The sequence below is a fragment of the Planomonospora alba genome (assembly GCF_039534085.1).
Classification (GTDB): domain Bacteria; phylum Actinomycetota; class Actinomycetes; order Streptosporangiales; family Streptosporangiaceae; genus Planomonospora_B; species Planomonospora_B alba.
Window position 1 is genome coordinate 40,020 of the sequence record NZ_BAAAUT010000037.1, and the last position, 20,881, is coordinate 60,900.

General features: G+C 73.2%; 21 protein-coding genes. 17 read left to right on the forward strand and 4 right to left on the reverse strand.

Features of this window, described 5'->3' with window-relative positions:
* Window positions 1-3: 3 nt before the first annotated feature.
* A complete protein-coding gene (hisS, locus tag ABD823_RS21990; protein ID WP_344862543.1) occupies window positions 4-1,266 on the forward strand; it encodes a histidine--tRNA ligase in 1,263 nt (420 codons plus the stop codon).
* Window positions 1,263-3,029 (forward strand): aspartate--tRNA ligase, encoded by a 1,767-nt coding sequence (aspS, locus tag ABD823_RS21995; protein WP_344862545.1) that lies wholly within the window; start codon window positions 1,263-1,265, stop codon window positions 3,027-3,029. The genes hisS and aspS overlap by 4 nt, the downstream gene beginning before the upstream one ends.
* A 180-nt stretch (window positions 3,030-3,209) precedes the next feature.
* Here the strand turns inward: aspS and ABD823_RS22000 are convergent, their stop codons facing one another.
* Window positions 3,210-4,112 (reverse strand): peptidylprolyl isomerase, encoded by a 903-nt coding sequence (locus ABD823_RS22000; RefSeq protein WP_344862547.1) that lies wholly within the window; start codon window positions 4,110-4,112, stop codon window positions 3,210-3,212.
* A gap of 303 nt (window positions 4,113-4,415) precedes the next feature.
* On the opposite strand from ABD823_RS22000, the gene ABD823_RS22005 reads away from it, so the two are divergent.
* Window positions 4,416-4,886, forward strand: a complete 471-nt coding sequence (locus tag ABD823_RS22005; RefSeq protein WP_344862549.1) for a DUF2231 domain-containing protein — start codon at window positions 4,416-4,418, stop codon at window positions 4,884-4,886.
* A gap of 63 nt (window positions 4,887-4,949) precedes the next feature.
* Entirely contained in the window at window positions 4,950-6,269 is a 1,320-nt protein-coding gene (locus tag ABD823_RS22010; protein WP_344862551.1) for a replication-associated recombination protein A, read from the forward strand.
* Window positions 6,270-6,380: 111 nt separating this feature from the next.
* Here the strand turns inward: ABD823_RS22010 and ABD823_RS22015 are convergent, their stop codons facing one another.
* Complete coding sequence (locus tag ABD823_RS22015) at window positions 6,381-7,037, reverse strand: TetR/AcrR family transcriptional regulator (RefSeq protein WP_344862553.1); 657 nt, start codon at window positions 7,035-7,037, stop codon at window positions 6,381-6,383.
* A 78-nt stretch (window positions 7,038-7,115) separates the two neighbouring features.
* Here ABD823_RS22015 and ABD823_RS22020 point away from each other — a divergent pair, with 78 nt between their 5' ends.
* The 8 genes from ABD823_RS22020 to ABD823_RS22055 all read left to right on the forward strand — a co-directional run bounded on the left by ABD823_RS22020 (window position 7,116) and on the right by ABD823_RS22055 (window position 15,784).
* Window positions 7,116-8,021, forward strand: a complete 906-nt coding sequence (locus ABD823_RS22020) for a hypothetical protein (RefSeq protein WP_344862555.1) — start codon at window positions 7,116-7,118, stop codon at window positions 8,019-8,021.
* On the forward strand, window positions 8,018-9,436 hold the full coding sequence (locus ABD823_RS22025; protein ID WP_344862556.1) for an isoprenylcysteine carboxylmethyltransferase family protein: 1,419 nt from the start codon (window positions 8,018-8,020) through the stop codon (window positions 9,434-9,436). Before ABD823_RS22020 ends, ABD823_RS22025 begins: the two co-directional genes overlap by 4 nt.
* Window positions 9,437-9,534: 98 nt before the next feature.
* The gene (locus ABD823_RS22030; RefSeq protein ID WP_344862558.1) at window positions 9,535-9,957 is read left to right on the forward strand and encodes a DUF948 domain-containing protein; all 423 of its coding nucleotides are present in this window, start codon (window positions 9,535-9,537) and stop codon (window positions 9,955-9,957) included.
* Entirely contained in the window at window positions 9,954-10,208 is a 255-nt protein-coding gene (locus ABD823_RS22035; RefSeq protein ID WP_344862560.1) for a hypothetical protein, read from the forward strand. Before ABD823_RS22030 ends, ABD823_RS22035 begins: the two co-directional genes overlap by 4 nt.
* Before the next feature lies 1 nt (window position 10,209).
* Entirely contained in the window at window positions 10,210-12,882 is a 2,673-nt protein-coding gene (gene alaS, locus ABD823_RS22040; protein WP_344862562.1) for an alanine--tRNA ligase, read from the forward strand.
* Between the two features lie 53 nt (window positions 12,883-12,935).
* Window positions 12,936-13,436: a Holliday junction resolvase RuvX gene (gene ruvX, locus ABD823_RS22045; protein ID WP_344862564.1), complete on the forward strand. Its 501-nt coding sequence runs from the start codon at window positions 12,936-12,938 to the stop codon at window positions 13,434-13,436.
* A gap of 357 nt (window positions 13,437-13,793) precedes the next feature.
* On the forward strand, window positions 13,794-14,957 hold the full coding sequence (mltG, locus tag ABD823_RS22050) for an endolytic transglycosylase MltG (RefSeq protein WP_344862566.1): 1,164 nt from the start codon (window positions 13,794-13,796) through the stop codon (window positions 14,955-14,957).
* Complete coding sequence (locus ABD823_RS22055) at window positions 14,957-15,784, forward strand: shikimate dehydrogenase (RefSeq protein WP_344862568.1); 828 nt, start codon at window positions 14,957-14,959, stop codon at window positions 15,782-15,784. Before mltG ends, ABD823_RS22055 begins: the two co-directional genes overlap by 1 nt.
* Here the strand turns inward: ABD823_RS22055 and ABD823_RS22060 are convergent.
* Together ABD823_RS22060 and ABD823_RS22065 are read right to left on the reverse strand one after the other, a co-directional pair.
* A complete protein-coding gene (locus ABD823_RS22060; RefSeq protein ID WP_344862570.1) occupies window positions 15,759-16,712 on the reverse strand; it encodes a hypothetical protein in 954 nt (317 codons plus the stop codon). The genes ABD823_RS22055 and ABD823_RS22060 overlap by 26 nt on opposite strands.
* Entirely contained in the window at window positions 16,709-17,077 is a 369-nt protein-coding gene (locus ABD823_RS22065) for a PadR family transcriptional regulator (protein ID WP_344862572.1), read from the reverse strand. The genes ABD823_RS22060 and ABD823_RS22065 overlap by 4 nt, the downstream gene beginning before the upstream one ends.
* A gap of 391 nt (window positions 17,078-17,468) precedes the next feature.
* Between ABD823_RS22065 and infC the strand changes: the two genes are divergently transcribed.
* The 5 genes from infC (at window position 17,469) to ABD823_RS22090 (ending at window position 20,874) form a co-directional block, all read left to right on the forward strand.
* Window positions 17,469-18,050 (forward strand): translation initiation factor IF-3, encoded by a 582-nt coding sequence (gene infC / locus ABD823_RS22070; RefSeq protein WP_425566640.1) that lies wholly within the window; start codon window positions 17,469-17,471, stop codon window positions 18,048-18,050.
* Between the two features lie 132 nt (window positions 18,051-18,182).
* A complete protein-coding gene (gene rpmI, locus ABD823_RS22075) occupies window positions 18,183-18,377 on the forward strand; it encodes a 50S ribosomal protein L35 (protein WP_344862574.1) in 195 nt (64 codons plus the stop codon).
* A 24-nt stretch (window positions 18,378-18,401) separates the two neighbouring features.
* Window positions 18,402-18,782: a 50S ribosomal protein L20 gene (rplT, locus tag ABD823_RS22080; protein ID WP_344862576.1), complete on the forward strand. Its 381-nt coding sequence runs from the start codon at window positions 18,402-18,404 to the stop codon at window positions 18,780-18,782.
* Window positions 18,783-18,907: 125 nt separating this feature from the next.
* A complete protein-coding gene (locus tag ABD823_RS22085) occupies window positions 18,908-19,741 on the forward strand; it encodes a TrmH family RNA methyltransferase (RefSeq protein ID WP_344862577.1) in 834 nt (277 codons plus the stop codon).
* 50 nt (window positions 19,742-19,791) lie between these two features.
* Entirely contained in the window at window positions 19,792-20,874 is a 1,083-nt protein-coding gene (locus ABD823_RS22090; protein ID WP_344862579.1) for a sensor histidine kinase, read from the forward strand.
* Window positions 20,875-20,881: the final 7 nt, after the last annotated feature.

The following is a 20,881-nucleotide window of genomic DNA, read 5'->3' on the forward strand; positions in this document are numbered from 1 at the left end:
ACCATGACCTTCCAGGCGCCCAAGGGCACCTTCGACTGGCTCCCGCCGCGCTCCGAGCGCGTCCTCGCCGTGCGCGAGGCGCTCGTCGCCCCGGTCCGCCGCGCGGGCTACGGCTACGTCGAGACGCCGACCTTCGAGGACACCGCGCTGTTCATCCGCGGGGTCGGCGAGTCGACCGACGTCGTCTCCAAGGAGATGTACACCTTCACCGACAAGGGCGGGCGCTCCATCACGCTGCGCCCGGAGGGCACGGCCCCGGTCATGCGGGCCGTGCTCCAGCACGGCCTGCACAACGGGCAGCTCCCGGTCAAGCTCTGGTACTCCGGGAGCCAGTTCCGCTACGAGCGCGCGCAGAAGGGCCGCTACCGGCACTTCTCGCAGGTCGGTGCCGAGGCCGTCGGCGCCGAGGACCCGGCGCTGGACGCCGAGCTGATCCTGCTGGCCCACGACGGCTACGCCGCGCTGGGCCTGACCGGTGTCCGGCTGCTGCTCAACACGCTGGGCTGCAAGGAGTGCCGTCCGGCCTACCGCGCCGCGCTCCAGGACTTCCTGCGCGCCCTCGACCTCGACGAGCCCACCCGGGAGCGGATCGAGATCAACCCGCTGCGCGTGCTGGACGACAAGCGGCCCGAGGTGCAGGCGCAGCTCGCCGGCGCGCCGCTGGTCGTCGACCACCTGTGCGAGGACTGCAAGGCCTACCACGAGGAGGTCCGCGCCCTGCTGACCGCCTCCGGCATCGCCTACACCGACGACCCCCGGCTGGTCCGCGGGCTCGACTACTACACGCGCACCACCTTCGAGTTCGTCCACGACGGCCTGGGATCGCAGTCCGCGGTCGGCGGCGGAGGGCGCTACGACGGGCTGAGCGAGATGATCGGCGGACCGGCGCTGCCGAGCGTCGGCTGGGCGCTCGGCGTGGACCGCACGATCCTCGCCATGGAGGCCGAGGGGCTGCTGGAGCGGGACGAGGCGCGCGGGCGCGTCCAGGTGTACGGTGTCCCGCTGGGCGACGCGGCGCGCCGCCGGATGTTCCAGCTCGTCACCGAGCTGCGCCGGGCGGGCCTCGACGCCGACATGTCGTTCGGCGGCAAGGGCGTCAAGGGGGCCATGAAGGGCGCCGGCCGGTCCGGGGCGCGCTACGCGCTGATCCTGGGCGAGCGCGACCTCACGGCGCAGGCCGTGCAGCTGAAGGACCTGACCACCGCAGAGCAGACCGAGGTGCCGTTGGCCGAGGTCGCCGAAATCCTGAAGGGGAAGTTTTCGTGATTCGCACGCACACCGCGGGATCGCTCCGCAAGGAGCACGCGGGCGAGCAGGTGACGCTGGCCGGATGGGTGGCGCGCCGCCGCGACCACGGCGGCGTGGTCTTCATCGACCTGCGCGACGCCTCCGGCACGGCACAGGTGGTCTTCCGCGAGGAGGACGACGCGCACGGCCTGCGTGCCGAGTACTGCGTGAAGGTCGTCGGCGAGGTGCGGGTGCGGCCCGCGGGCAACGAGAACCCCGACCTGCCGACCGGTGAGATCGAGGTCGTCGCGGCCGAGGTGGAGGTGCTGAGCGAGTCGGCTCCGCTGCCGTTCCCCATCGAGGGCACGACGGGCGTCTCGGAGGAGGCCCGGCTCAAGTACCGCTACCTCGACATCCGCCGCCAGCAGGTCGCCCACGCCATGCGGATCCGTTCGCAGGCCACCTACCTCGCCCACGAGGTGATGAAGGAGCACGGGTTCGTCTACGTCGAGACCCCGACGCTGACCCGCTCCACGCCCGAGGGCGCCCGCGACTTCCTGGTCCCGGTCCGCCTCCAGCCCGGCAGCTGGTACGCCCTGCCGCAGTCGCCGCAGCTGTTCAAGCAGCTGCTGCAGGTCGCCGGCCTGGAGCGCTACTACCAGCTCGCCAAGTGCTACCGCGACGAGGACCTGCGCGCCGACCGGCAGCCGGAGTTCACCCAGATCGACGTCGAGATGTCCTTCGTCGACCAGGAGGACGTGATCGCGGTCGGCGAGGCGCTGATCGGGCGGATCTGGAAGGAGATCCTCGGCTACGAGATCCCCATGCCGCTGCCCCGGATGACCTACGCCGAGGCGATGGCCCGCTACGGCTCCGACAAGCCGGACCTGCGCTTCGGCTGCGAGCTGGTCGAGATGACCGAGTTCTTCGCCGGGACGGGCTTCCGCGTCTTCCAGGCGCCGTACGTCGGCGCCGTGGTGATGCCGGGCGGCGCCTCCCAGACCCGCAAGGAGCTGGACGGCTGGCAGGAGTGGGCCAAGTCGCGCGGTGCCCGGGGCCTGGCCTACGTGCTGATCGGCGAGGACGGCACGCTCGGCGGGCCGGTCGCCAAGAACCTGTCGGAGACCGAGACCGCGGGCCTGGCCGCGAAGGCGGGCGCCAAGCCGGGCGACGCGGTGTTCTTCGCCGCGGGCAAGCCCGCCGAGTCCCGCGACCTGCTCGGCGCGGCCCGCCTGGAGATCGGCCGGCGCTGCGGCCTGATCGACGAGTCGGCCTGGAACTTCCTGTGGGTGGTCGACGCGCCCATGTTCGAGCCGGTCTACGACGACGTCGGCCGCCAGTCCGGCTGGACCGCCGTCCACCACCCGTTCACCGGGCCCAAGCCCGAGTGGGCCGACACCTTCCAGGACCGTCCCGGCGAGGCGCTGGCCTACGCCTACGACATGGTCTGCAACGGCATGGAGATCGGCGGCGGCTCGATCCGTATCCACCGCGCCGAGATGCAGCAGCGCGTCTTCGAGGTGCTCGGCATCTCCAAGGAGGAGGCGGAGAGCAAGTTCGGCTTCCTGCTGGAGGCGTTCAAGTACGGCCCGCCGCCGCACGGCGGCATCGCCTACGGCTGGGACCGGATCTGCATGCTGCTCGCGGGCGGCGACTCGATCCGCGACGTCATCGCCTTCCCGAAGACCGCCTCCGGCTTCGACCCGCTGACCGGGGCGCCCACCCCGATCACGGCCGAGCAGCGCAAGGAGGCCGGTGTGGACGCCAAGCCCAAGGAGGCGGCCGAGCAGGCCGGGGCCTGACCCGTCCGCCCGTCCCGCCGGGATCCCGGCGGGACGGGCCCGCACGCGCGACCGGGGCCCCGGTGGGCCTCCCGCCCGCCGGGGCGCCGCCGTGTCCGGCGCGGAGCGGGCCGGAACGGGCCGCGGAAAGCCGGACGCCCCGGCGGTGGAGTCCACCGCCGGGGCGTCGCGCACGCCGTGTCAGGAGACCTTGACGTCCTTGATGAGCACCGGGATCTTGGGGGCGTGCGAGCCGCCGTCGCCGGTGACGTCGTCGGGGTTGGTGATCCAGCCACCCGCGACGATCTTGTCGACGATCTCCATGCCCTTGGAGACCGTGCCGAACGGGGTGTAGGCCGGGATCGCGTCGAGCTGGGCGGTCTCGTTGCTGTAGGAGATCCAGAACTGGCTGCCGTTCTGGTTGGAGGCGTCCGGGGCCTGCGCCAGGGCGACGGTGCCCCTGCCGTACGACAGGCCGCCCAGGTTCTCGTCGTTGAACACGTAGCCCGAGCTGCCCTGGCCGTCGGTGGAGTTCTTGCCGTCGGCCTTGGCCAGCGGGTCGCCGCACTGCAGCAGGCCCAGGCCGGAGTTCTCCGGGGTGGCCAGGCGGTGGCACCGGGTGTCGTCGTAGAAGTTCTTCTTGGCCAGGAAGGCCAGCGAGTTGACGGTGCACGGGGCCGCCTGCGTCGCCAGGTCGATGACGATGTCGCCGTGGTTGGTGACGATCGTCATCGTCTTCAGCTTCAGGTTCGGCTTCTTGGCCGGGTAGCCCACGAACTTGGCGGGGCTGCCGCTGGTGTCCTTGCGGTACTCGCAGGTGACCGCACCCGCCTTGGCCGGTGTGCTCGCGCTCGGCGCGGGGGTGGCCGCCGGGTCCTCCGTCGGGCTCTGCGACGGCGTCGGCGTGCTGACCGCCGCCACGTCCTGCGTGTCGTCCGAACCGACCAGCGTCGAGGCGGCGACCACGCCTCCGACCACGACCACCACCGCGGCGCCGGCTCCGATGAAGGTGTTCCGCTTCGCCTTGCTCGCCTGCTCAGCACGTCGGGCCTGTCGCTCCCTGTGCTCCCGCGCCAGCTGGCTCTGGCGGTCTTCGCCGCTCACCGCTATGTCCTCCAGGTCACCGTCTTCATGACTATCAACCGACGCGCGAAAGCGTACCGGCCCCGGAGTGTGCTGGATGTAAGTGGCGGAAACCGGCGTCCGGGACGGGAGGGAGGAAGCGGACGGGTTTTTACGTGCTCCAGATCCCGCCCGTGATGGGATTCCCCCGGTGGACAACACCGCGGAGACGCCGTGGGGACGCCGTGCGAGCAGCCGGGAAGCAGTGCGGAGCCGCCACGGAGGCACCACGGAGACACCGCGGAGACACCGCGACGAGACGGACCCGCACGACCGGAGCCCCCCATGTTCAACGAGATCCTGGGCCTGCCGGCCCATCCCCTGATCGTCCACGCGAGCGTGGTCCTGACGCCGCTGCTGGCGGCGGCGGCCGCGGTCTACGCGCTGGCCCCGCGCACGCGCGCCGTACTGGGCTGGGCGCTGCTGGGTCTGGCGGTGGCCGCCCCGGTCGCGGCCTTGGCGGCCCGGCAGAGCGGCATGGCGCTGAAGTCCGACCGGTTCTCCTCGGCGAGCGGGCGGTTGGGCGAGCGCATCGCCGAGCACGAGAGCTTCGGTACCCCGCTGGCGCTGGTCGTGCTCGTCCTCGGCCTGGCCTCACTGGGGCTGCTGCACGTCGCCCGGCCCGGCGGCGCCGACCGGTACGGCCGCCCGGTCTCCATGGCCGTGGGCGGCCTGGCCGTGGTGGCGGCCGTGGCGGCCGCCTACTACGTGGTGCGCGCCGGGCACAGCGGCGCCGTGGCCGTCTGGGGAAGCTGATCTCCCGGGTGCCGCGGCCGTCCGGGGAAGCCGATCTCCCGCGGACGGCGGTACTGTCGGGGCGTGGACAGCCTGTTCGATTCGGCGGCGGAGGAGGCGCACCGCGGCCAGGAGCCCCTCGCGGTCCGGATGCGCCCGCGGAGCCTGGAGGAGGTGATCGGCCAGCGGCACCTGCTCGGCCCGGGGACGCCGCTGCGCCGCCTGGTCGAGGCCGAGGCCCCGATGTCCCTGTTCCTGTGGGGGCCGCCCGGCACCGGCAAGACCACCCTCGCCTACGTCGTGGCGGGGGTGACCCGGCGCCGGTTCGTCGAGGTGTCCGCGGTCTCGGCCGGGGTCAAGGAGGTCCGCGCGGCCATCGAGCAGGCCCGGCGCGAGCTGGGCATGTCCGGCCGGCAGACCGTGCTGTTCGTCGACGAGGTGCACCGGTTCAACAAGGCCCAGCAGGACGCCCTGCTCCCGGCGGTGGAGAACCGCTGGGTCACCTTCATCGGCGCGACCACGGAGAACCCGTTCTTCTCCGTCATCTCGCCGCTGCTGTCGCGCTCCCTGCTGCTGACCCTGGAGCCCCTGTCCGACGACGACGTCCACGCGGTGCTGGAGCGGGCGGTCGCCGATCCCCGAGGCCTGGACGGGAAGGTCCGCCTGGCGCCCGAGGCGGCCGGCCACCTCGTCCGGCTGGCCGGAGGCGACGCCCGCCGGGCGCTGACCTACCTGGAGGCCGCCGCGCTGATCGCCGACGGTGAGATCACCGTCGAGGTGGTGGAGCGCGCGGTGGACAAGGCGGCGGTCCGCTACGACCGCCAGGGCGACCAGCACTACGACGTGGTCAGCGCCTTCATCAAGAGCATGCGCGGCTCCGACGCCGACGCCGCCCTGCACTACCTGGCCCGCATGATCGAGGCGGGGGAGGACCCCCGCTTCATCGCCCGGCGCATTGTGATCTTCGCCTCGGAGGACGTCGGGATGGCCGACCCCACCTGCCTGCAGACCGCGGTGGCCGCGGCCCAGGCGGTGGAGTTCATCGGCCTGCCCGAGGGGCGGCTCAACCTCGCCCAGGCGGTGATCCACTGCGCGCTGGCCCCCAAGTCCAACGCGGTGATCACCGCCGTCGACGCGGCCGCGGCCGACGTGCGGCGCGGCGACATCGGCCAGGTCCCCGGCCACCTGCGCGACGCGCACTACCCGGGGGCCGCCGGGCTCGGCCACGGCAAGGGCTACAAGTACCCCCACGACTTCGACCACGGCCTGGTCCGCCAGGACCACCTGCCCGAGCCGCTGCGCGGGCGCCGCTACTACCGGCCCACCCGGCACGGGGCCGAGGCCGGCTTCGCCGACCGCTGGGCCAGGATCCGCGCCTTCCTCCGCGGCGGCCAGGCGGACTAGGGAGACAGGGACCGGGAGGAGCCGGGCCCGCGGCTCCGGCCCGGGGCCTTTCCCGGCTGCGGTTCAGCGGCCCTCGCGGTCCCGGCTTGCGGCCTCGGCTCGGGGCCGGCTTCAGGGCTCCTGCCCGGGCTCGGCCCGGGGGGCCTGAGCGGGCTTCTCCCGGCGGCGCGGGAGCCGCACGGTCAGCAGCCGGGCCCGGGGGGCGACCCGGGCGGCCAGGTCGAACACCGCCTCGGTGCGGGACCGGTCGGCGTCCAGGTGAGTGAACAGGTTGACGCCGAGGTAGAACGTGATGGCGGCGTAGGCCAGCTCGCGGGGCGGCAGGAGCCGGGCCAGGGGCGAGCCGCCGATGACCCGCTCCAGGGTCTGCTCGACGAACTCGATCCACGGCTCGGCCCGCTTGGTGATCTCCGCGCGGAGCTCCGGTTTGGCGATGCCGGCCCCGACGAGCTCGGAGAAGAGCGTGATGTGCCCGCCCTCCAGGTCGGCCCGGTAGATCGCGTTGGCGGCCTCGACGAGCTCCTCCAGCGTGCGCGCCCCGGCCACCGCCTCCCGGTAGGCCGTCATCCGCTGCTCGGACGAGCGGTCCAGCGCGGCCAGCAGCAGCTGGTCGACCCCGCCGAAGTGGTAGAAGACCAGCGCCGAGTTCACTCCCGCCGCCTTGGCGACGGCACGGGCGCTGGTGCCCGCGTACCCGTCGGCCAGCAGGACCTCCGCGGCCGCCTCGACCAGCCGCCGGCGGGTCTCCTCACCTGTCTGCTTCCCCACCCGGACTCCCTTGCGTCTCGCTTGCGCTAATCATACGGTTTAATCAAATGATTAAACCGATTGATGAAGAGGTTTCCCATGGACGACGGCAGCGGCCCCCTCCCCGATCCGCGGCACCAGAGCCGGGCGCGGCGGACCCTCGCGGGCCTGCTGCTCGCCCTGTTCGCCGCCTTCCTGCTCTACCGGACGCTGCACGCCGGGCACCTGGAGCAGACCGCCCTGTTCTACGTCGGCGTCCCCGCCGTCATCGCGATCACGGTCGTGCTGCGGGCCCGGCCGCGCAGCGCCACCGGAACGGTCATGGCCGCGATCACCGTCGGGCTCGCCCTGGCCGGGCCGCTGCTCGGCGAGGGGATCGTCTGCCTGGTCATGGCGGCCCCGCTGTTCTACCTGGTGGGCCTGGTGATCGGGCTCGTCGCCGACTCCGTGCGCGGCAAGGGGGTCAACGCGCTCGCCGCCCCGCTGGTGCTGCTCGCCGTGGCCGGAGGAGGCGCGGAGCTGGCCGCCCCGCCCCGCGACACCGAGGTGAGCGCCACCCGCCGGGCCGCCGGAGCGGACGTGGAACGGGCCCTGGCGGCCGCCCCGGGGTTCGGGCCGGTCGGCTCGGCGTTCCTGAAGCTGGGCTTCCCCCGGCCGGTGCGCTCGCGGGGCGAGGGCCTGGACATCGGGGACACCCGGGAGGTCACCTTCACCCCGCGCCGCTCCCTGGGGATCGGCGCCGCCCCGCAGCCGCGCGCCATGACCCTGCAGGTCACCCGGCGGAGCCCCGGCCGCGTGACCTTCGCCGTGGTGCGCGACACCACCCTGGCGCGCTGGATGGACCTGCGCGAGGCCGAGTTCGCCTGGAGCGGCGACCGGCTCACCGTGACGCTGCGCTACCGCCGCACCTTCGACCCCGGCTGGTACTTCGGGCCCCTCCAGCGGTACGCCGCGGGCGAGGCCGCCGGCTACCTCGCCGAGACGTTCACCCGAGGGGCCCGGTGAACACGGTGGGCGCAGCGGATCCGGCCCTCGTCCGGGGAGTGGCGGTCATGGTGCCGCTGCTGGCCGTCGTGGCCGCGGCCCGGCTCCGCCGCCCCTCGGAGCGGGACGTCGCCGCCGCGATCCTCGCCACGGCGTGGAACCTCCTGGCGCTGACCGGGGTCAACCTCCTCGCCGTCGAGGCGGGCTGGTGGCGCTTCGCGGCCGAGGGCGCCGTCGCCCACGGCCTCCCGGTGGACCTGCTGCTGGGCTGGGCGCTGCTGTGGGGCGCGGTCCCCGCGCTCGCCGCCGCGCGGGCGGCCCGGCCCGCCCCGCCGCCCGCCCAGGCGGCCGTCCTGGTCTGGCTGGACCTGGCGTTCATGCCGCGGGCCGCCCCCGTCGTCGTCCTGGGCGGCGACTGGCTCACCGGCGAGGCCGTCGCCGCGGCGGCCGCCCTGGTGCCCGGCCTGCTCCTGGCCCGCTGGACCGCCGCCGGCGTCCGGCTCCGGGCCCGGGTCGGCATGCAGGTCGCGCTGGCCGCCGGGCTCGGGCTGGTCCTGCCGGTCGCGGCGACCGGCGTGTGGCGGCAGCCGGAGTGGGTGCTCGGCCTGCTCGCCCAGGTGCTCGCCGTGCCGCTGCTGCTCGGGGTGGCCGCGGTCCGCGAGTTCGCGGCCGCCGGCGGGGGCACGCCGCTGCCGTACGACCCGCCGGAGCGCCTGGTGACCACCGGGCCCTACGCCTACGTGCGCAACCCGATGCAGGTCTCCATGACGGCGGGCTACCTCGTGCTCGCCCCGTTCGCCCCGGTCTTCCTCGCCGCCGCCGCGGTCGCCGCCGCCTACGGCGCGGGGCTGGCGGCCTGGCACGAGGGGGAGCGGCTCACCGGGCGCTTCGGCGGGGACTGGGAGGAGTACCGCCGCCGGGTGCGGCCCTGGCTGCCCCGGCCGCGCCCGGCCCCGGCGCCGGGACCGCCCGCGGCGGTGTACGTCTCGGCGGTCTGCGGCCAGTGCTCCCAGGTGGGCGCCTGGATCGAGCGGCGCTCCCCGGTGGGGCTGCGGGTGCTGGCGGCCGAGACCCGCCCCGGGACGCGCAGGATCACCTACGAGGCGGCGGACGGCCGCACCGCGCAGGGGGTCGCCGCGTTCGCGCACGCCCTGGTCCACGTCCACCTGGGCTGGGCACTGGTGGGCTGGGCGCTCCTGCTGCCGGGGGTCGCCCGGTTCGCGCAGCTGTGCGCCGACGCCTTCGGGGCCGGGCCGCGGGCGCCGGGCGCCCCCGGGACGGGACCGCGGGAGCCGTACGCCACTGCGGGGACGGGGACGGGCGGGGCGTTTCGCGTGGACGCGCCGGGGTACGCGGCCCCGGACGCACAGGCAGGACCCGGTCGCGGCGGGAGCACCGAGACATCCGGTGGACCGGCTCCGCATATGCGGAGATAGCCCGCCGCGTGCGGCATGCCGGGGGAACGGGGCGGGACACGGTAGGGTCTTGCCATTCCGGAGCCGGACGAGACCGGGGAAGACAGGGAGAACGGCGCATGCTTACCGCGGGAGAGGTCGCCGGACTGATCGTGGCCGTGGCGTGGGTGGTCCTGGTCTGCTTTCTGGCCATGGTCCTGCTCAAGCTGGCCCGGCTGCTCGGCGAGACCACCAAGATGGTCTCCGAGCTGAGCGAGCGGGCGGTGCCGCTGCTGGAGGACGCGGCCGTCACCGTGACCGAGACGAACCGCCAGCTCGTCGCCGTGGAGGCCGTCGTCCGCGACGTCAAGCAGGTCAGCGGGCACGTGGCCCGGGTCAGCAACGTGACGCAGGTGCTGGTGACCGGCCCTATGATCAAGGTGGCGGCGCTCGGCCACGGCCTCTACCGGGCCATCGGCGCCCGCGCGCAGGCCCGGCCCGGGGCGCGGCGGCTGCGGGCCCGGCAGGTGGAGACCCGCCAGCTGGAGAGGCGGCCGCGGTGATCCGGCGGCTGTTCTACATGTCCCTGGGCGCGTTCTGCGCGCTGTGGGTGAGGCGTAGGCTGGCCGAGCTGCACCCGAACCACCTGGCGCGGCGCGCGGCGCGGGGCGCTTCCGGCCTGCTGGAGCAGGCCAGGGACGTCGCCGTGGAAGCCTGGGACGACGCGGCCGTGCGCGAAAGCGAGTTGCGGTCCCGGTTCGGGCTCGACAGGCTTGAAGACATCGACAACTACGACGTAAAGGATGGCCGCTGACATGGAGTCGGCAGAGATCGCCCGCCGCTTCCTGCGCTTCTTCGAGGAGCGTGGGCACACCGTCGTGCCCTCGGCCAGCCTGATCGCCGAGGACCCGACGCTGCTTCTGGTCCCCGCGGGCATGGTCCCGTTCAAGCCCTACTTCCTGGGCCAGCGCACGCCCCCCTACAAGCGGGCGACCAGCGTGCAGAAGTGCGTGCGCACCCCGGACATCGACGAGGTCGGCAAGACCACCCGGCACGCCACCTTCTTCCAGATGCTGGGCAACTTCTCCTTCGGCGACTACTTCAAGGACGACGCGATCCCGTTCGCCTGGGAGCTGCTGACCCGCTCCGAGGCCGACGGCGGGTTCGGCTTCCCCGAGGACCGGCTCTGGGTCACCGTCTACCACGACGACGACGAGGCCGCCGAGATCTGGCACAGGAAGGTCGGCCTGCCCCTCGACCGCATCCAGCGCCGCGGCCTGGCCGACAACTACTGGCACATGGGTGTCCCCGGCCCGGGCGGGCCGTGCAGCGAGATCTACTACGACCGCGGCCCGGAGTACGGCCGCGAGGGCGGTCCGGTCGCCGACGAGAACCGCTACCTCGAGGTCTGGAACAACGTCTTCATGCAGTTCCAGCTCAGCGCGGTCCGCAGCAAGACGGACTTCGACGTCGCCGGCGAGCTGCCGGCCCGGAGCGTCGACACCGGCATGGGCCTGGAGCGCATGGCCGCGATCCTGCAGGGCGTCGACAACATCTACGAGATCGACACCACCTACAAGATCCTCGACCGCGCCGCCGAGCTGACCAAGACCCGCTACGGCCGCGACGAGCGCGCCGACGTCAGCCTCCGCGTGATCGCCGACCACACCCGCACCGGCACCATGCTGGTCGCCGACGGCGTGCTGCCCGGCAACGAGGGCCGGGGCTACGTGCTCCGCCGCATCCTGCGCCGCACGATCCGCAACCTGCGGCTGCTCGGCTCCGGCGAGGAGCGCTACATGCACGAGCTGACCGCCGTCGCGATCGACGTGATGGGCGAGCTGTACCCCGAGCTGAAGTCCGCCGCCCCCCAGATCCACGGCGTCATCGACGCCGAGGAGGCGTCCTTCCTCGGCACGCTCCGCACCGGCACCGCGATCTTCGACGCGGCGGTGGAGGAGACCAAGCGCAGGTCCGCCACCGTGCTGCCCGGCGAGCAGGCCTTCCAGCTCCACGACACCTACGGCTTCCCGATCGACCTGACCCTGGAGATGGCCGCCGAGCAGGGCCTCAAGGTCGACGAGGAGGGCTTCCGGCGGCTGATGAAGGAGCAGCGCGACCGCGCCAAGGCCGACGCCGCCGCCAAGAAGACCGGCAACGCCGACATCTCGGTGTTCGGGCAGATCCTGGAGAAGGCCGGCAAGGTCGAGTTCCTCGGCTACGACCAGGTCAGCGCCGAGTCCCAGGTCGTCGGCCTGCTCGTCGACGGGGCCTCGGTGCCCGCGGCGGGCGCGGGCACCACGGTCGAGGTCGTGCTGGGCCGCACCCCGTTCTACGCCGAGGGCGGCGGCCAGCTCGCCGACCAGGGCGTCATCCGCGCCCACGGCGCCGAGGTCGAGGTCGTCGACGTGCAGTCGCCGGTGGCCGGCCTCGTCGTGCACCGCGGCAAGGTGCGCGGCGGCGAGATCCGGGTGGGCGACCAGGTCCAGGCGGAGATCGACGTCGAGCGGCGCCGGGCCATCTCCCGCAGCCACACCGCCACCCACATGGTGCACCGCGGCTTCCGCAACGCGCTGGGCGAGAGCGCGGCGCAGGCCGGCTCGGAGAACTCGCCCGGCCGCTTCCGCTTCGACTTCACCGCGGCCGGGGCGGTCCCGCCGAGCGTGCTGCGCGACGTCGAGGACGAGGTCAACGCCGTCCTCATCAACGACCTGCAGGTCAACGCCTTCCACACCTCCCAGGCCGAGGCCCGGGCGATGGGCGCGCTGGCCCTGTTCGGCGAGAAGTACGGCGACGTCGTGCGCATCGTCGAGGTCGGCGACTACTCCCGCGAGCTCTGCGGCGGCACGCATGTCGCCAGCTCCGGCCAGCTCGGCCTGGTCAAGGTGCTCGGCGAGTCCTCGATCGGCGCCGGCGTGCGCCGGGTGGAGGCCCTGGTCGGCCTGGACGCCTTCCGCTTCCTGGCCCGCGAGAGCGTGCTCGTGGCGCAGCTGTCCGAGCAGCTCAAGGCGCGCCGCGAGGAGCTGCCCGAGCGCATCGAGGGCATCGTCACGCGGCTGCGCGGCGCCGAGAAGGAGCTGGAGAGGCTGCGGTCGGCCCAGGTGCTCGCGGTCGCGGGCGAGCTGGCCGCCGGGGCCCGCGACGTGCACGGCGTCTCCGTGGTGACGCACCGCGCCCCCGACGGCACCTCCGCCGACGACCTGCGCAAGCTCGCCCTGGACGTGCGCGGCCGCTTCCCGGCCGACCGCGCCGCGGCCGTCGTCGTGGCCGGCGTGCCCGGCGACCGGCCGGTGGTCGTCGCCGTGGTCAACGAGGCGGGCCGCGAGCGCGGGCTGAAGGCGGGCGCGCTCGTCGGCGTCGCCGCCAAGGCGCTCGGCGGCGGCGGTGGCGGCAAGGACGACATCGCCCAGGGCGGCGGGGCCCGGCCGGAGGCGATCGGCGACGCGCTCGGCGCCGTCGAGCAGGCGATCGCGCAGACGCTCGCCTGACGGCGGGCGGCGCCCGTGGGCCGGGATCCGGCCCACGGGCGGAGGAGACCTCCATGAGACACGGAACACGGCTGGGCGTCGACGTCGGCTCGGTCCGCATCGGCGTGGCCCGCAGCGACCCCTCGGGGCTGCTGGCCACCCCGGTCGAGACGGTACGGCGCGGCCGGGGCGACCTGGACCGGATCGCGGAGATCGCGGCCGAGTACGAAGCGGTCGAGGTCGTGGTCGGCCTGCCCACCTCGCTGTCCGGCCGGGAGGGGCAGGCGGCCGCGCTCGCCCGCGACTTCGCGTCCCGGCTCGCGACCCGGCTCGCCCCCGTCCCGGTGCGGATGTTCGACGAGCGGCTCACCACGGTCACCGCCCAGCAGGGACTGCGGGCCAGCGGGGTGAAGGCGAAGAACCAGCGCGGCGTGGTGGACCAGGCCGCGGCGATCGTGCTGCTCCAGGCCGCCCTGGACGCCGAGCGGGCCACCGGCAGGCCGCCGGGCAGGCCCGTGGAGGCGCGTGCGCAGGACGGCCCCGCGGGGGCGGCGGAGGACGGGCCCGGCCGCTGAGCGGTCCCCGCTGGCCGCTCCCGTCCACCCCGTCGCGGTATGCGACCCACTTAGGTTGCGGCATTTGGTCCATGTTGAGAAGGTTGACCCCGGTTTTGGGCTGCCGCTCCGGAACGTACAATCACGAAATTCAGTGACGAAGAGAGTGACTTGGCGAGACACCGGGAAGATCTGAGCAGATGCCTCAGGACGTGTTGATGTCCGGAGGACCCGCCGTTCCGAGACGACCGGCGGCCCGCACCGGGGAACCAGGAGAAGCCGCCCGACGCGAGAGACGGCCGTCCCGGCGAAGCTCCATGGTTCGGAAGATCCCCTTGACGCCGGACCGTCCGCGCCGGGAGATTGGCCAGCGAATCTATGAGTGACCTTGATATGGACTTCCTGGTCGGTGCCGAAGACGACGACGGTCGCTCGCGGCGCCGGTCGCGCGCGTCCTCGGGGCGCGGCGGGAAACGGGGCCGCCGCCGCAAGCGGCGCCGGAACAAGGGGGGCTTCCTGGCCCCGATGCTCGCCGTCCTCATCCTGGTGGGCGGGATCGGCGCCGGCGGCTACTACGGCTACACCTGGCTGAGCGACGTGATGACCCCCGACGACTACACCGGCCAGGGCACCGGCGAGGTCACCGTGGAGATCGAGGCCGGGCAGACGGCGGGCGACGTCGCGCAGACCCTGGTGGAGCAGGACGTGGTCAAGAGCGCCAAGGCGTTCACCAACGCCATCGCCGCCGCGGGCAAGAGCTCCTCCCTGCAGCCCGGCGTCTACCTGCTGCGCAAGCAGATGTCGGCCGCCGCGGCGGTCGAGCTGCTCGACCCCGGCAAGCAGCTCCTGGACCGGGTCACCCTCAAGGAGGGGCTGCGCCTGTCCGACACGCTCACCACGCTCGCCAAGGCGACCGGCAAGCCGCTGAAGGAGTTCCAGCAGGCCGCCAGGAACGCCAGGGCGCTGGGCCTGCCGTCCTACGCCCGCAGCAGGCTGGAGGGTTACGCCTTCCCGGCGACCTATGACATCACGCCCAATATGTCGGCCGCCGACATCCTGACCGCCATGGTCGACCGGTTCAACGAGACCGCGGAGAAGGAGAAGCTGGTCGCCGGGGCCAAGGAGCTCGGCCGCACGCCGCACGAGATCATCACGATCGCCAGCATCGTCCAGGCCGAGTCCGGCAAGGCCGACGACATGGGCAAGATCGCGCGGGTCATCTACAACCGCCTCGAGGAGGGGCGGAAGCTGGAGATGGACAGCACGGTGTTCTACGGGCTGAACAAGTACGGCATCGCCGCGACCAACGCCGACCTGGAGAGCACCTCGCCCTACAACACCTACCGGCGGACGGGCCTGCCGCCCGGGCCGATCGGCAACCCCGGCGACCACGCCATCCAGGCGGCGCTCAACCCTCCGGAGGGGGACTGGCGCTGGTTCGTGGCCACCGACCCCGAGCGCGGCATCACGGAGTTCGCCAGCACGGAGGCGGAGTTCTTCCGGCTGAAGGCCAAGTTCGAGAAGTCCCGGACGGGAGGGTGATGAAGGCAGCGGTTCTCGGGTCCCCGATCGCCCACTCGCTCTCGCCGTACCTGCACCGCGCCGCCTACGCGGAGATGGGGCTGGACGGCTGGAGTTACGCGGCGATCGAGTGCGGCGAGGCGGGCCTGCCCGCCCTGCTCGACGGGCTCGGGCCCGGGTGGGCGGGGCTCTCGCTGACCATGCCGCTCAAGCGGGCGGTGCTCCCGCTGCTCGACGAGGTCTCCGAGCTCGCCGTCGCGGTGGGCGGCGCCAACACCGTGGTCTTCGCCGGCGGCGCCCGGCACGGCGACAACACCGACGTGTACGGCATCGTCGCGGCGCTGGAGGAGGCCGGCGTGGCCCCGCCGAAGGCCGCGACCGTGCTCGGCGGGGGAGCGACGGCCGCCTCCGCGCTGGCGGCCCTGCGCGAGCTCGGCCTGGCGGAGGCCACGCTGGTGGTCCGCGACCCGGCCCGGGTGGGGGAGACCGCCGAGGCCGCCGAGCGGCTGGGCGCGGCCCTGACCGTGCAGACCTTCGACAAGCTGGAGACGGCCCTGGAGGCGGACCTGGTCGTCTCCACGCTGCCCTCCGGGGCGGCCGACGGCTTCGCCGACCTGGTGGCCGCCCGGGTCCCGGCGGTCTTCGACGTGGTCTACGCCCCCTGGCCGACCCGTCTCGCCCGGGCCGTACGGCGGGCGGGCGGGACCGTGGTCGGGGGGTTCCCGATGCTGCTGCACCAGGCGGTCCGGCAGGTCGAGCTGATGACCGGCCGCACGGACGTGCCGGTGGAGGCGATGCGCGCGGCCGGGGAGGCGGAGATCCTCAGGCGAGCCGGTCGGGGGAGCTGACCGTCCCCGACCCGTACGGCCGGAAGCCGCGCCGGGCGACGGTGAACAGGACCGCGACGAGGAGCACCTCGACGAGGAGGGGGAACCAGCCCCGCGCCTCCAGGTGCCGGGGGAGCTGCTGACCGTACAGCAGCGCCATCAGCGGCAGCTGGAGCAGCAGGGCGCGGCGGCCGACGGGGGTCCGGCTGCCGGCGCCGCAGGCCATGGCGAGCAGCGCCGGGACGAGCAGCTGCTCGACGAAGAAGTCGAGCATGAACGCGAACCAGACGGCGTTGACCACGGCCAGGGCTCCCGTGGCGGCCGCCGTCCAGCGGAGCAGCGTCCTGCGCCCGACGAGGTCCGCGCCCGCGGCCGGGTCCGGAGCGAAGGTCAGCAGCAGGGCGATGATCACCGGAGGCGCCGACTGGAGGGCGAGGTTGGCGGGGCTGAACCACTCCGCGGTGAAGGCGCCCTCGCCCAGCACGGCCGTGATCGCGGCGGTGTGAACCGCCAGGCCGAAGAGAGCCCACAGCCATGCCCAGGCCGCCGCCGCCCGGCGCGGCCCGCGCAGCGCCAGGCCCACGGTCAGCGCGTCCGGGGCCAGCGTCAGCGCGGAGACGGCCAGCCTGTGGGCCGGGTGCATCCCGTCGTTCGCCAGCACGAGGGCCGCGGGCCCGGCGTGGACGACGAGGAAGTAGAGCGGGGCGGTGACCGCGGCGACGTTCACCGCGTCGCGCCAGAGCGGAGCGGACCCGGGCCCGAGAAGACGGCGGGTGCGGATCAGGAGCCCGCCGCGGACCACGTCCAGGACGTCGCGCGGGCCGGGGCGCCGCTGCCCCGGTCGCGCGCCGGCGAGCAGCACCCCGATCATCTCCTCGCCGTGGCGCGCCCGGTGGTCGGCGGGGTACCAGGCCAGGAGCCTGCGGTAGCGCTCCTCCAGGTCGCTCATGCCGCGCCTCCCGCCAGGCCGCGGCGGAAGAGGGTGCCGTGGGCCGGGCGGGCGCGCAGCCGGGCGGAGGCGGCCTCGGCGTGCCGGCGGAGCCGCTCGGCCTCGGCGGCCAGGCGGGAGCCGCCCGCGTCGGTCAGCCGGTAGTAGCGCCGCACGCGGCCGTCCACGACCTCCTCGCGGTCGTCGGCGATCAGGCCCTCGGACCGGAGCCGGTCGAGGGCGGCGTAGAGGGTGCCGGCGCGGAGCCGTACCCGGCCGCCGGAGATCTCCGCCACATCGGAGATCACTCCGTAGCCGTGCTGGGGACCCGCTGCCAGGGCCGTGAGTATCAGGAACGTGGGCTCCTGCATCGGACGTTCACTCATGTGGTCTTTATATATCGCCCATCTGCATATGGACAAGGGAATGGTTCGGCCCTCTCGCGCCGTTGTGGTAACGTAGCTACTCGATCGGTCCGGCATGCCTGCCGGACGCGCAAGCGGAGGTCTCCCTCCCACCTGGTCGACCGCTGGGTCGGCAGGTCAAGGATCACGCCGGAGCAGTCCGGCAGGGCTTACGGCTTAGGGTTTGTGAGCTCAAGTGGCCCCGCATGCGCGACGTGCGGGGCACTTCGTGTTTCGCGTCCTGTGAAAGGGCGCGCAGCACGTGACCTCCCGGCACGATCGAGCACGTGGCAGCCGTCCGGCCAGGGCGGCAGCGGATCGCAACCTAGGAGGCCCCATCAGCGCCGAGCCCCGCATCAACGACCGTATTCGTGTGCCCGAGGTGCGCCTCGTCGGCCCGAACGGCGAACAGGTGGGCATCGTCTCCATCGGCGATGCTCTGAAGCTGGCTCAGGAGGCCGACCTCGACCTGGTCGAGGTCGCGGCCACGGCTCGCCCGCCTGTGTGCAAGCTCATGGACTACGGCAAGTTCAAGTACGAGTCGGCCATGAAGGCACGTGAGGCGCGCCGCAACCAGGCGTACACGATCATCAAGGAGATCAAGCTCCGGCCGAAGATCGACCCGCACGACTACGAGACCAAGAAGGGTCACGTGGTGCGGTTCCTCAAGGCGGGAGACAAGGTCAAGGTCACGATCATGTTCCGCGGGCGGGAGCAGTCCCGTCCCGAGCTGGGCTTCCGGCTCCTGCAGCGGCTGGCGGAGGACGTCAAGGACCTCGGGTTCGTGGAGTCCCAGCCCAAGCAGGACGGCCGTAACATGATCATGGTGATCGGCCCGCACAAGAAGAAGGCTGAGGCCAAGGCCGAGAAGGCCGCGGCCAAGGCGCGGCGAGACGAGGAGCCCGCGGAGGGCGGCGCGCCCGTCACCGACGAGGCGGCCACTCCGCAGGAGTGACTCGCATAGCCTGAACGCTCAGGCAGCCGCGAGATGAGAATCCGGGACCGGGTCCGGTCTCGCAGTCAGGCATGCCCTTGACTCGGGTCACCGGCCCGGGACATCGGCACGATCGAGGGAGAGACGGCTCAGATGCCGAAGATGAAGACGCACAGTGGTGCGAAGAAGCGGTTCCGGCTCACCGGTTCCGGCAAGATCAAGCGCCGCCGCGCCAACCGCGCGCACTACAACGAGTGGAAGTCGTCCACTCTGACGCGCCGTCTCAAGCCCGAGGTCGTGCTCTCCGACGCCGACACCAAGAAGATCAAGAAGCTGCTCGCCAAGTAACCGATCCCGGGGAGATAGATAACCATGGCACGCGTGAAGCGGGCGATCAACGCCAAGAAGAAGCGCAGGGTCGTTCTCGAGCGGGCGAGCGGTTACCGGGGCCAGCGGTCGCGTCTGTACCGCAAGGCCAAGGAGCAGATGCTCCACTCGATGACCTACGCCTACCGGGACCGCAAGGACCGCAAGGGCGCCTTCCGCCGTCTCTGGATCCAGCGGATCAACGCCGCCGCCCGCCAGAACGGCATCACCTACAACCGGCTCATCCAGGGTCTGCGCCTGGCCTCCATCGAGGTCGACCGCAAGATCCTCGCCGACCTCGCGGTGAACGACGCCGCCACGTTCGCGACGCTGGTCGAGGCCGCCAAGAAGGCGCTCCCGGCCGACGTGAACGCGCCGGTCGCCTAAGAGGCCGGCCGTACGAGAACGGCCGTACGAGCCGCCGGCGCCAGGCCGGCCGCGACGAGGACGCGGCCCGCAGCGATCACGCTGTGGGCCGCGTTCGCATTCGGAGGGTTTCGCAGAGGACGGTCATGACGGGTTCTGAGCTGACGAACATCAAGTCGCCGCGGGTCAAGGCCGCGCGCAGGCTGGCCAAGCGGGCCTTCCGGGACCGCGACCGCTCCTTCCTGGCCGAGGGGCCGCAGGCGGTCCGCGAGGCGCTGGCGCTGGAGGGCGTCGTGGTGGAGCTGTTCACCACGGCGGAGGCCGAGCTGCGCCACGCCGACATCCTCTTCGCGGCGGCCCACGCGGGCGTCCCGGTCTTCCGGACCAGCGGGGAGGTCATGTCCGAGCTGGCGCAGACCGTCACCCCGCAGGGCCTGCTGGCCGTCTGCCGCTTCGTGCACGTGCCGCTGGAGCGGGCCGTGACCGCCGACGCCCGCCTGGTGGCCGTCCTGGCGCACGTCCGCGACCCCGGCAACGCCGGCACGGTGCTGCGCTCCGCCGACGCCGCCGGCGCCGACTCCGTGGTCTTCACCGACGCCTCGGTGGACCCCTACAACGGCAAGTGCGTACGGGCCAGCGCGGGCAGCCTGTTCCACCTGCCGGTCGCGGTGGGGACGCCGGTGGCGCAGGCCGTGGCGCGGCTGAAGGAGTCCGGGCTGCGCGTGCTGGCCGCCGACGGCGCGGGCGAGCGCACACTGGACGACGTCGACCTGTCCGGGCCGACCGCCTGGGTCTTCGGCAACGAGGCCTGGGGCCTGCCGCAGGAGATCCTGCGGCTGGCCGACGACGTCGTCCGGGTGCCGATCTACGGAAGGGCGGAGAGCCTCAACCTCGCCACCGCCGCCGCGGTGTGTCTGTACGCATCCGCCCGGTCCCAGCGGGCCGGTTCCGCCGCGGGCCCCGCTCCGAGGCTGCCGTAGGAGGAGGGAAACCCGCTATTGTCGGCGGTGGAGTCCGAGGAGGCGGGGTCGTGCACGGCGAACACACCGGCGAGCGGAGTGCTGACTCCGCATGCGCGGTCGACGTGGACGACCTCCCGGACGGCCTCGTGATCACCGATCGCGACGGCCACGTGCTGACCGTCAACCGGGCGGCCGCCCGCCTGACCGGCGTCACCCGGGAGCAGGCCGCAGGCCGGCACGTCCGGGACGTCTTCTCCCTGCGCGACCAGGACGGCCGCGACTGGTGGAAGTGGCTCGACCCGTACGGCGGGCTGTCCACCCGCACCCGCCAGCCCGAGCTGCCGCTGCGCACCCCGGCCGGGCACGAGCTGCTCGTCACCGCCCGCCTGGTGCGCCGGCCCGAGCGGGGGGGCGAGGTCGTCCGCGTGGTCATCGGCATGCGCGACGCCGGGGCCCGCGCCCGCCTGGAGCGCAGCCGCGCCGACCTGGTCTCCACCGTCGCCCACGAGTTGCGCTCCCCGCTGACCAGCGTCAAGGGCTTCACCGCGACGCTGCTGGCCAAGTGGACCCGGTTCACCGACGACCAGAAGCTCGTCATGCTGGAGACCGTCAACGCCGACGCCGACCGGGTCACCCGGCTGATCACCGAGCTGCTCGACGTGTCCCGCATCGAGTCGGGACGGCTGGAGATCCACCGGCAGGTGGTCGACCTCCCCGCCCGGGCCAGGAAGATCATCGCCGGGAGGGTCGCCGCGGGGGAGCCGGAGGAGCGCTTCCGCCTGGAGGTCCGAGGGGAGCTCCCCGAGACCTGGCTCGACCAGGACAAGATCGACCAGGTTCTGTCCAACCTGCTGGAAAACGCGGTGCGCCACGGCCGGGGTACGGTGACAATAGCGATGGAACCGAGCGAATGGGGAGTCACCGTGTCCGTCCGTGACCAGGGGGAGGGCATCCCGCCCGAGCTGGCCACGCGCGTGTTCCGGCAGTTCTGGCGAGGCAACGCCCGCCGCCGCGGCGGCACCGGACTCGGCCTGTTCATCGTCAAGGGCCTGGTCGAGGCCCACGGAGGCACGATCTCCGTGCAGCGCGGCCCCGAGGGCGGGGCGGAGTTCCGATTTACCGTGCCCACCGGCACGCCCGACTTCGCCTGAGCGGAGG

Coding starts and splice junctions, on each gene's coding strand:
- hisS (WP_344862543.1), top strand. CDS start 4: ATGACCTTCCAGGCGCCCAAGGGCACCTTCGACTGGCTCCCGCCGCGC.
- ABD823_RS22005 (WP_344862549.1), top strand. CDS start 4,416: ATGTTCAACGAGATCCTGGGCCTGCCGGCCCATCCCCTGATCGTCCAC.
- ABD823_RS22020 (WP_344862555.1), top strand. CDS start 7,116: ATGGACGACGGCAGCGGCCCCCTCCCCGATCCGCGGCACCAGAGCCGG.
- ABD823_RS22030 (WP_344862558.1), top strand. CDS start 9,535: ATGCTTACCGCGGGAGAGGTCGCCGGACTGATCGTGGCCGTGGCGTGG.
- alaS (WP_344862562.1), top strand. CDS start 10,210: ATGGAGTCGGCAGAGATCGCCCGCCGCTTCCTGCGCTTCTTCGAGGAG.
- ruvX (WP_344862564.1), top strand. CDS start 12,936: ATGAGACACGGAACACGGCTGGGCGTCGACGTCGGCTCGGTCCGCATC.
- mltG (WP_344862566.1), top strand. CDS start 13,794: ATGAGTGACCTTGATATGGACTTCCTGGTCGGTGCCGAAGACGACGAC.
- ABD823_RS22055 (WP_344862568.1), top strand. CDS start 14,957: ATGAAGGCAGCGGTTCTCGGGTCCCCGATCGCCCACTCGCTCTCGCCG.
- ABD823_RS22060 (WP_344862570.1), bottom strand. CDS start 16,712: ATGAGCGACCTGGAGGAGCGCTACCGCAGGCTCCTGGCCTGGTACCCC.
- ABD823_RS22065 (WP_344862572.1), bottom strand. CDS start 17,077: ATGAGTGAACGTCCGATGCAGGAGCCCACGTTCCTGATACTCACGGCC.
- rpmI (WP_344862574.1), top strand. CDS start 18,183: ATGCCGAAGATGAAGACGCACAGTGGTGCGAAGAAGCGGTTCCGGCTC.
- rplT (WP_344862576.1), top strand. CDS start 18,402: ATGGCACGCGTGAAGCGGGCGATCAACGCCAAGAAGAAGCGCAGGGTC.
- ABD823_RS22085 (WP_344862577.1), top strand. CDS start 18,908: ATGACGGGTTCTGAGCTGACGAACATCAAGTCGCCGCGGGTCAAGGCC.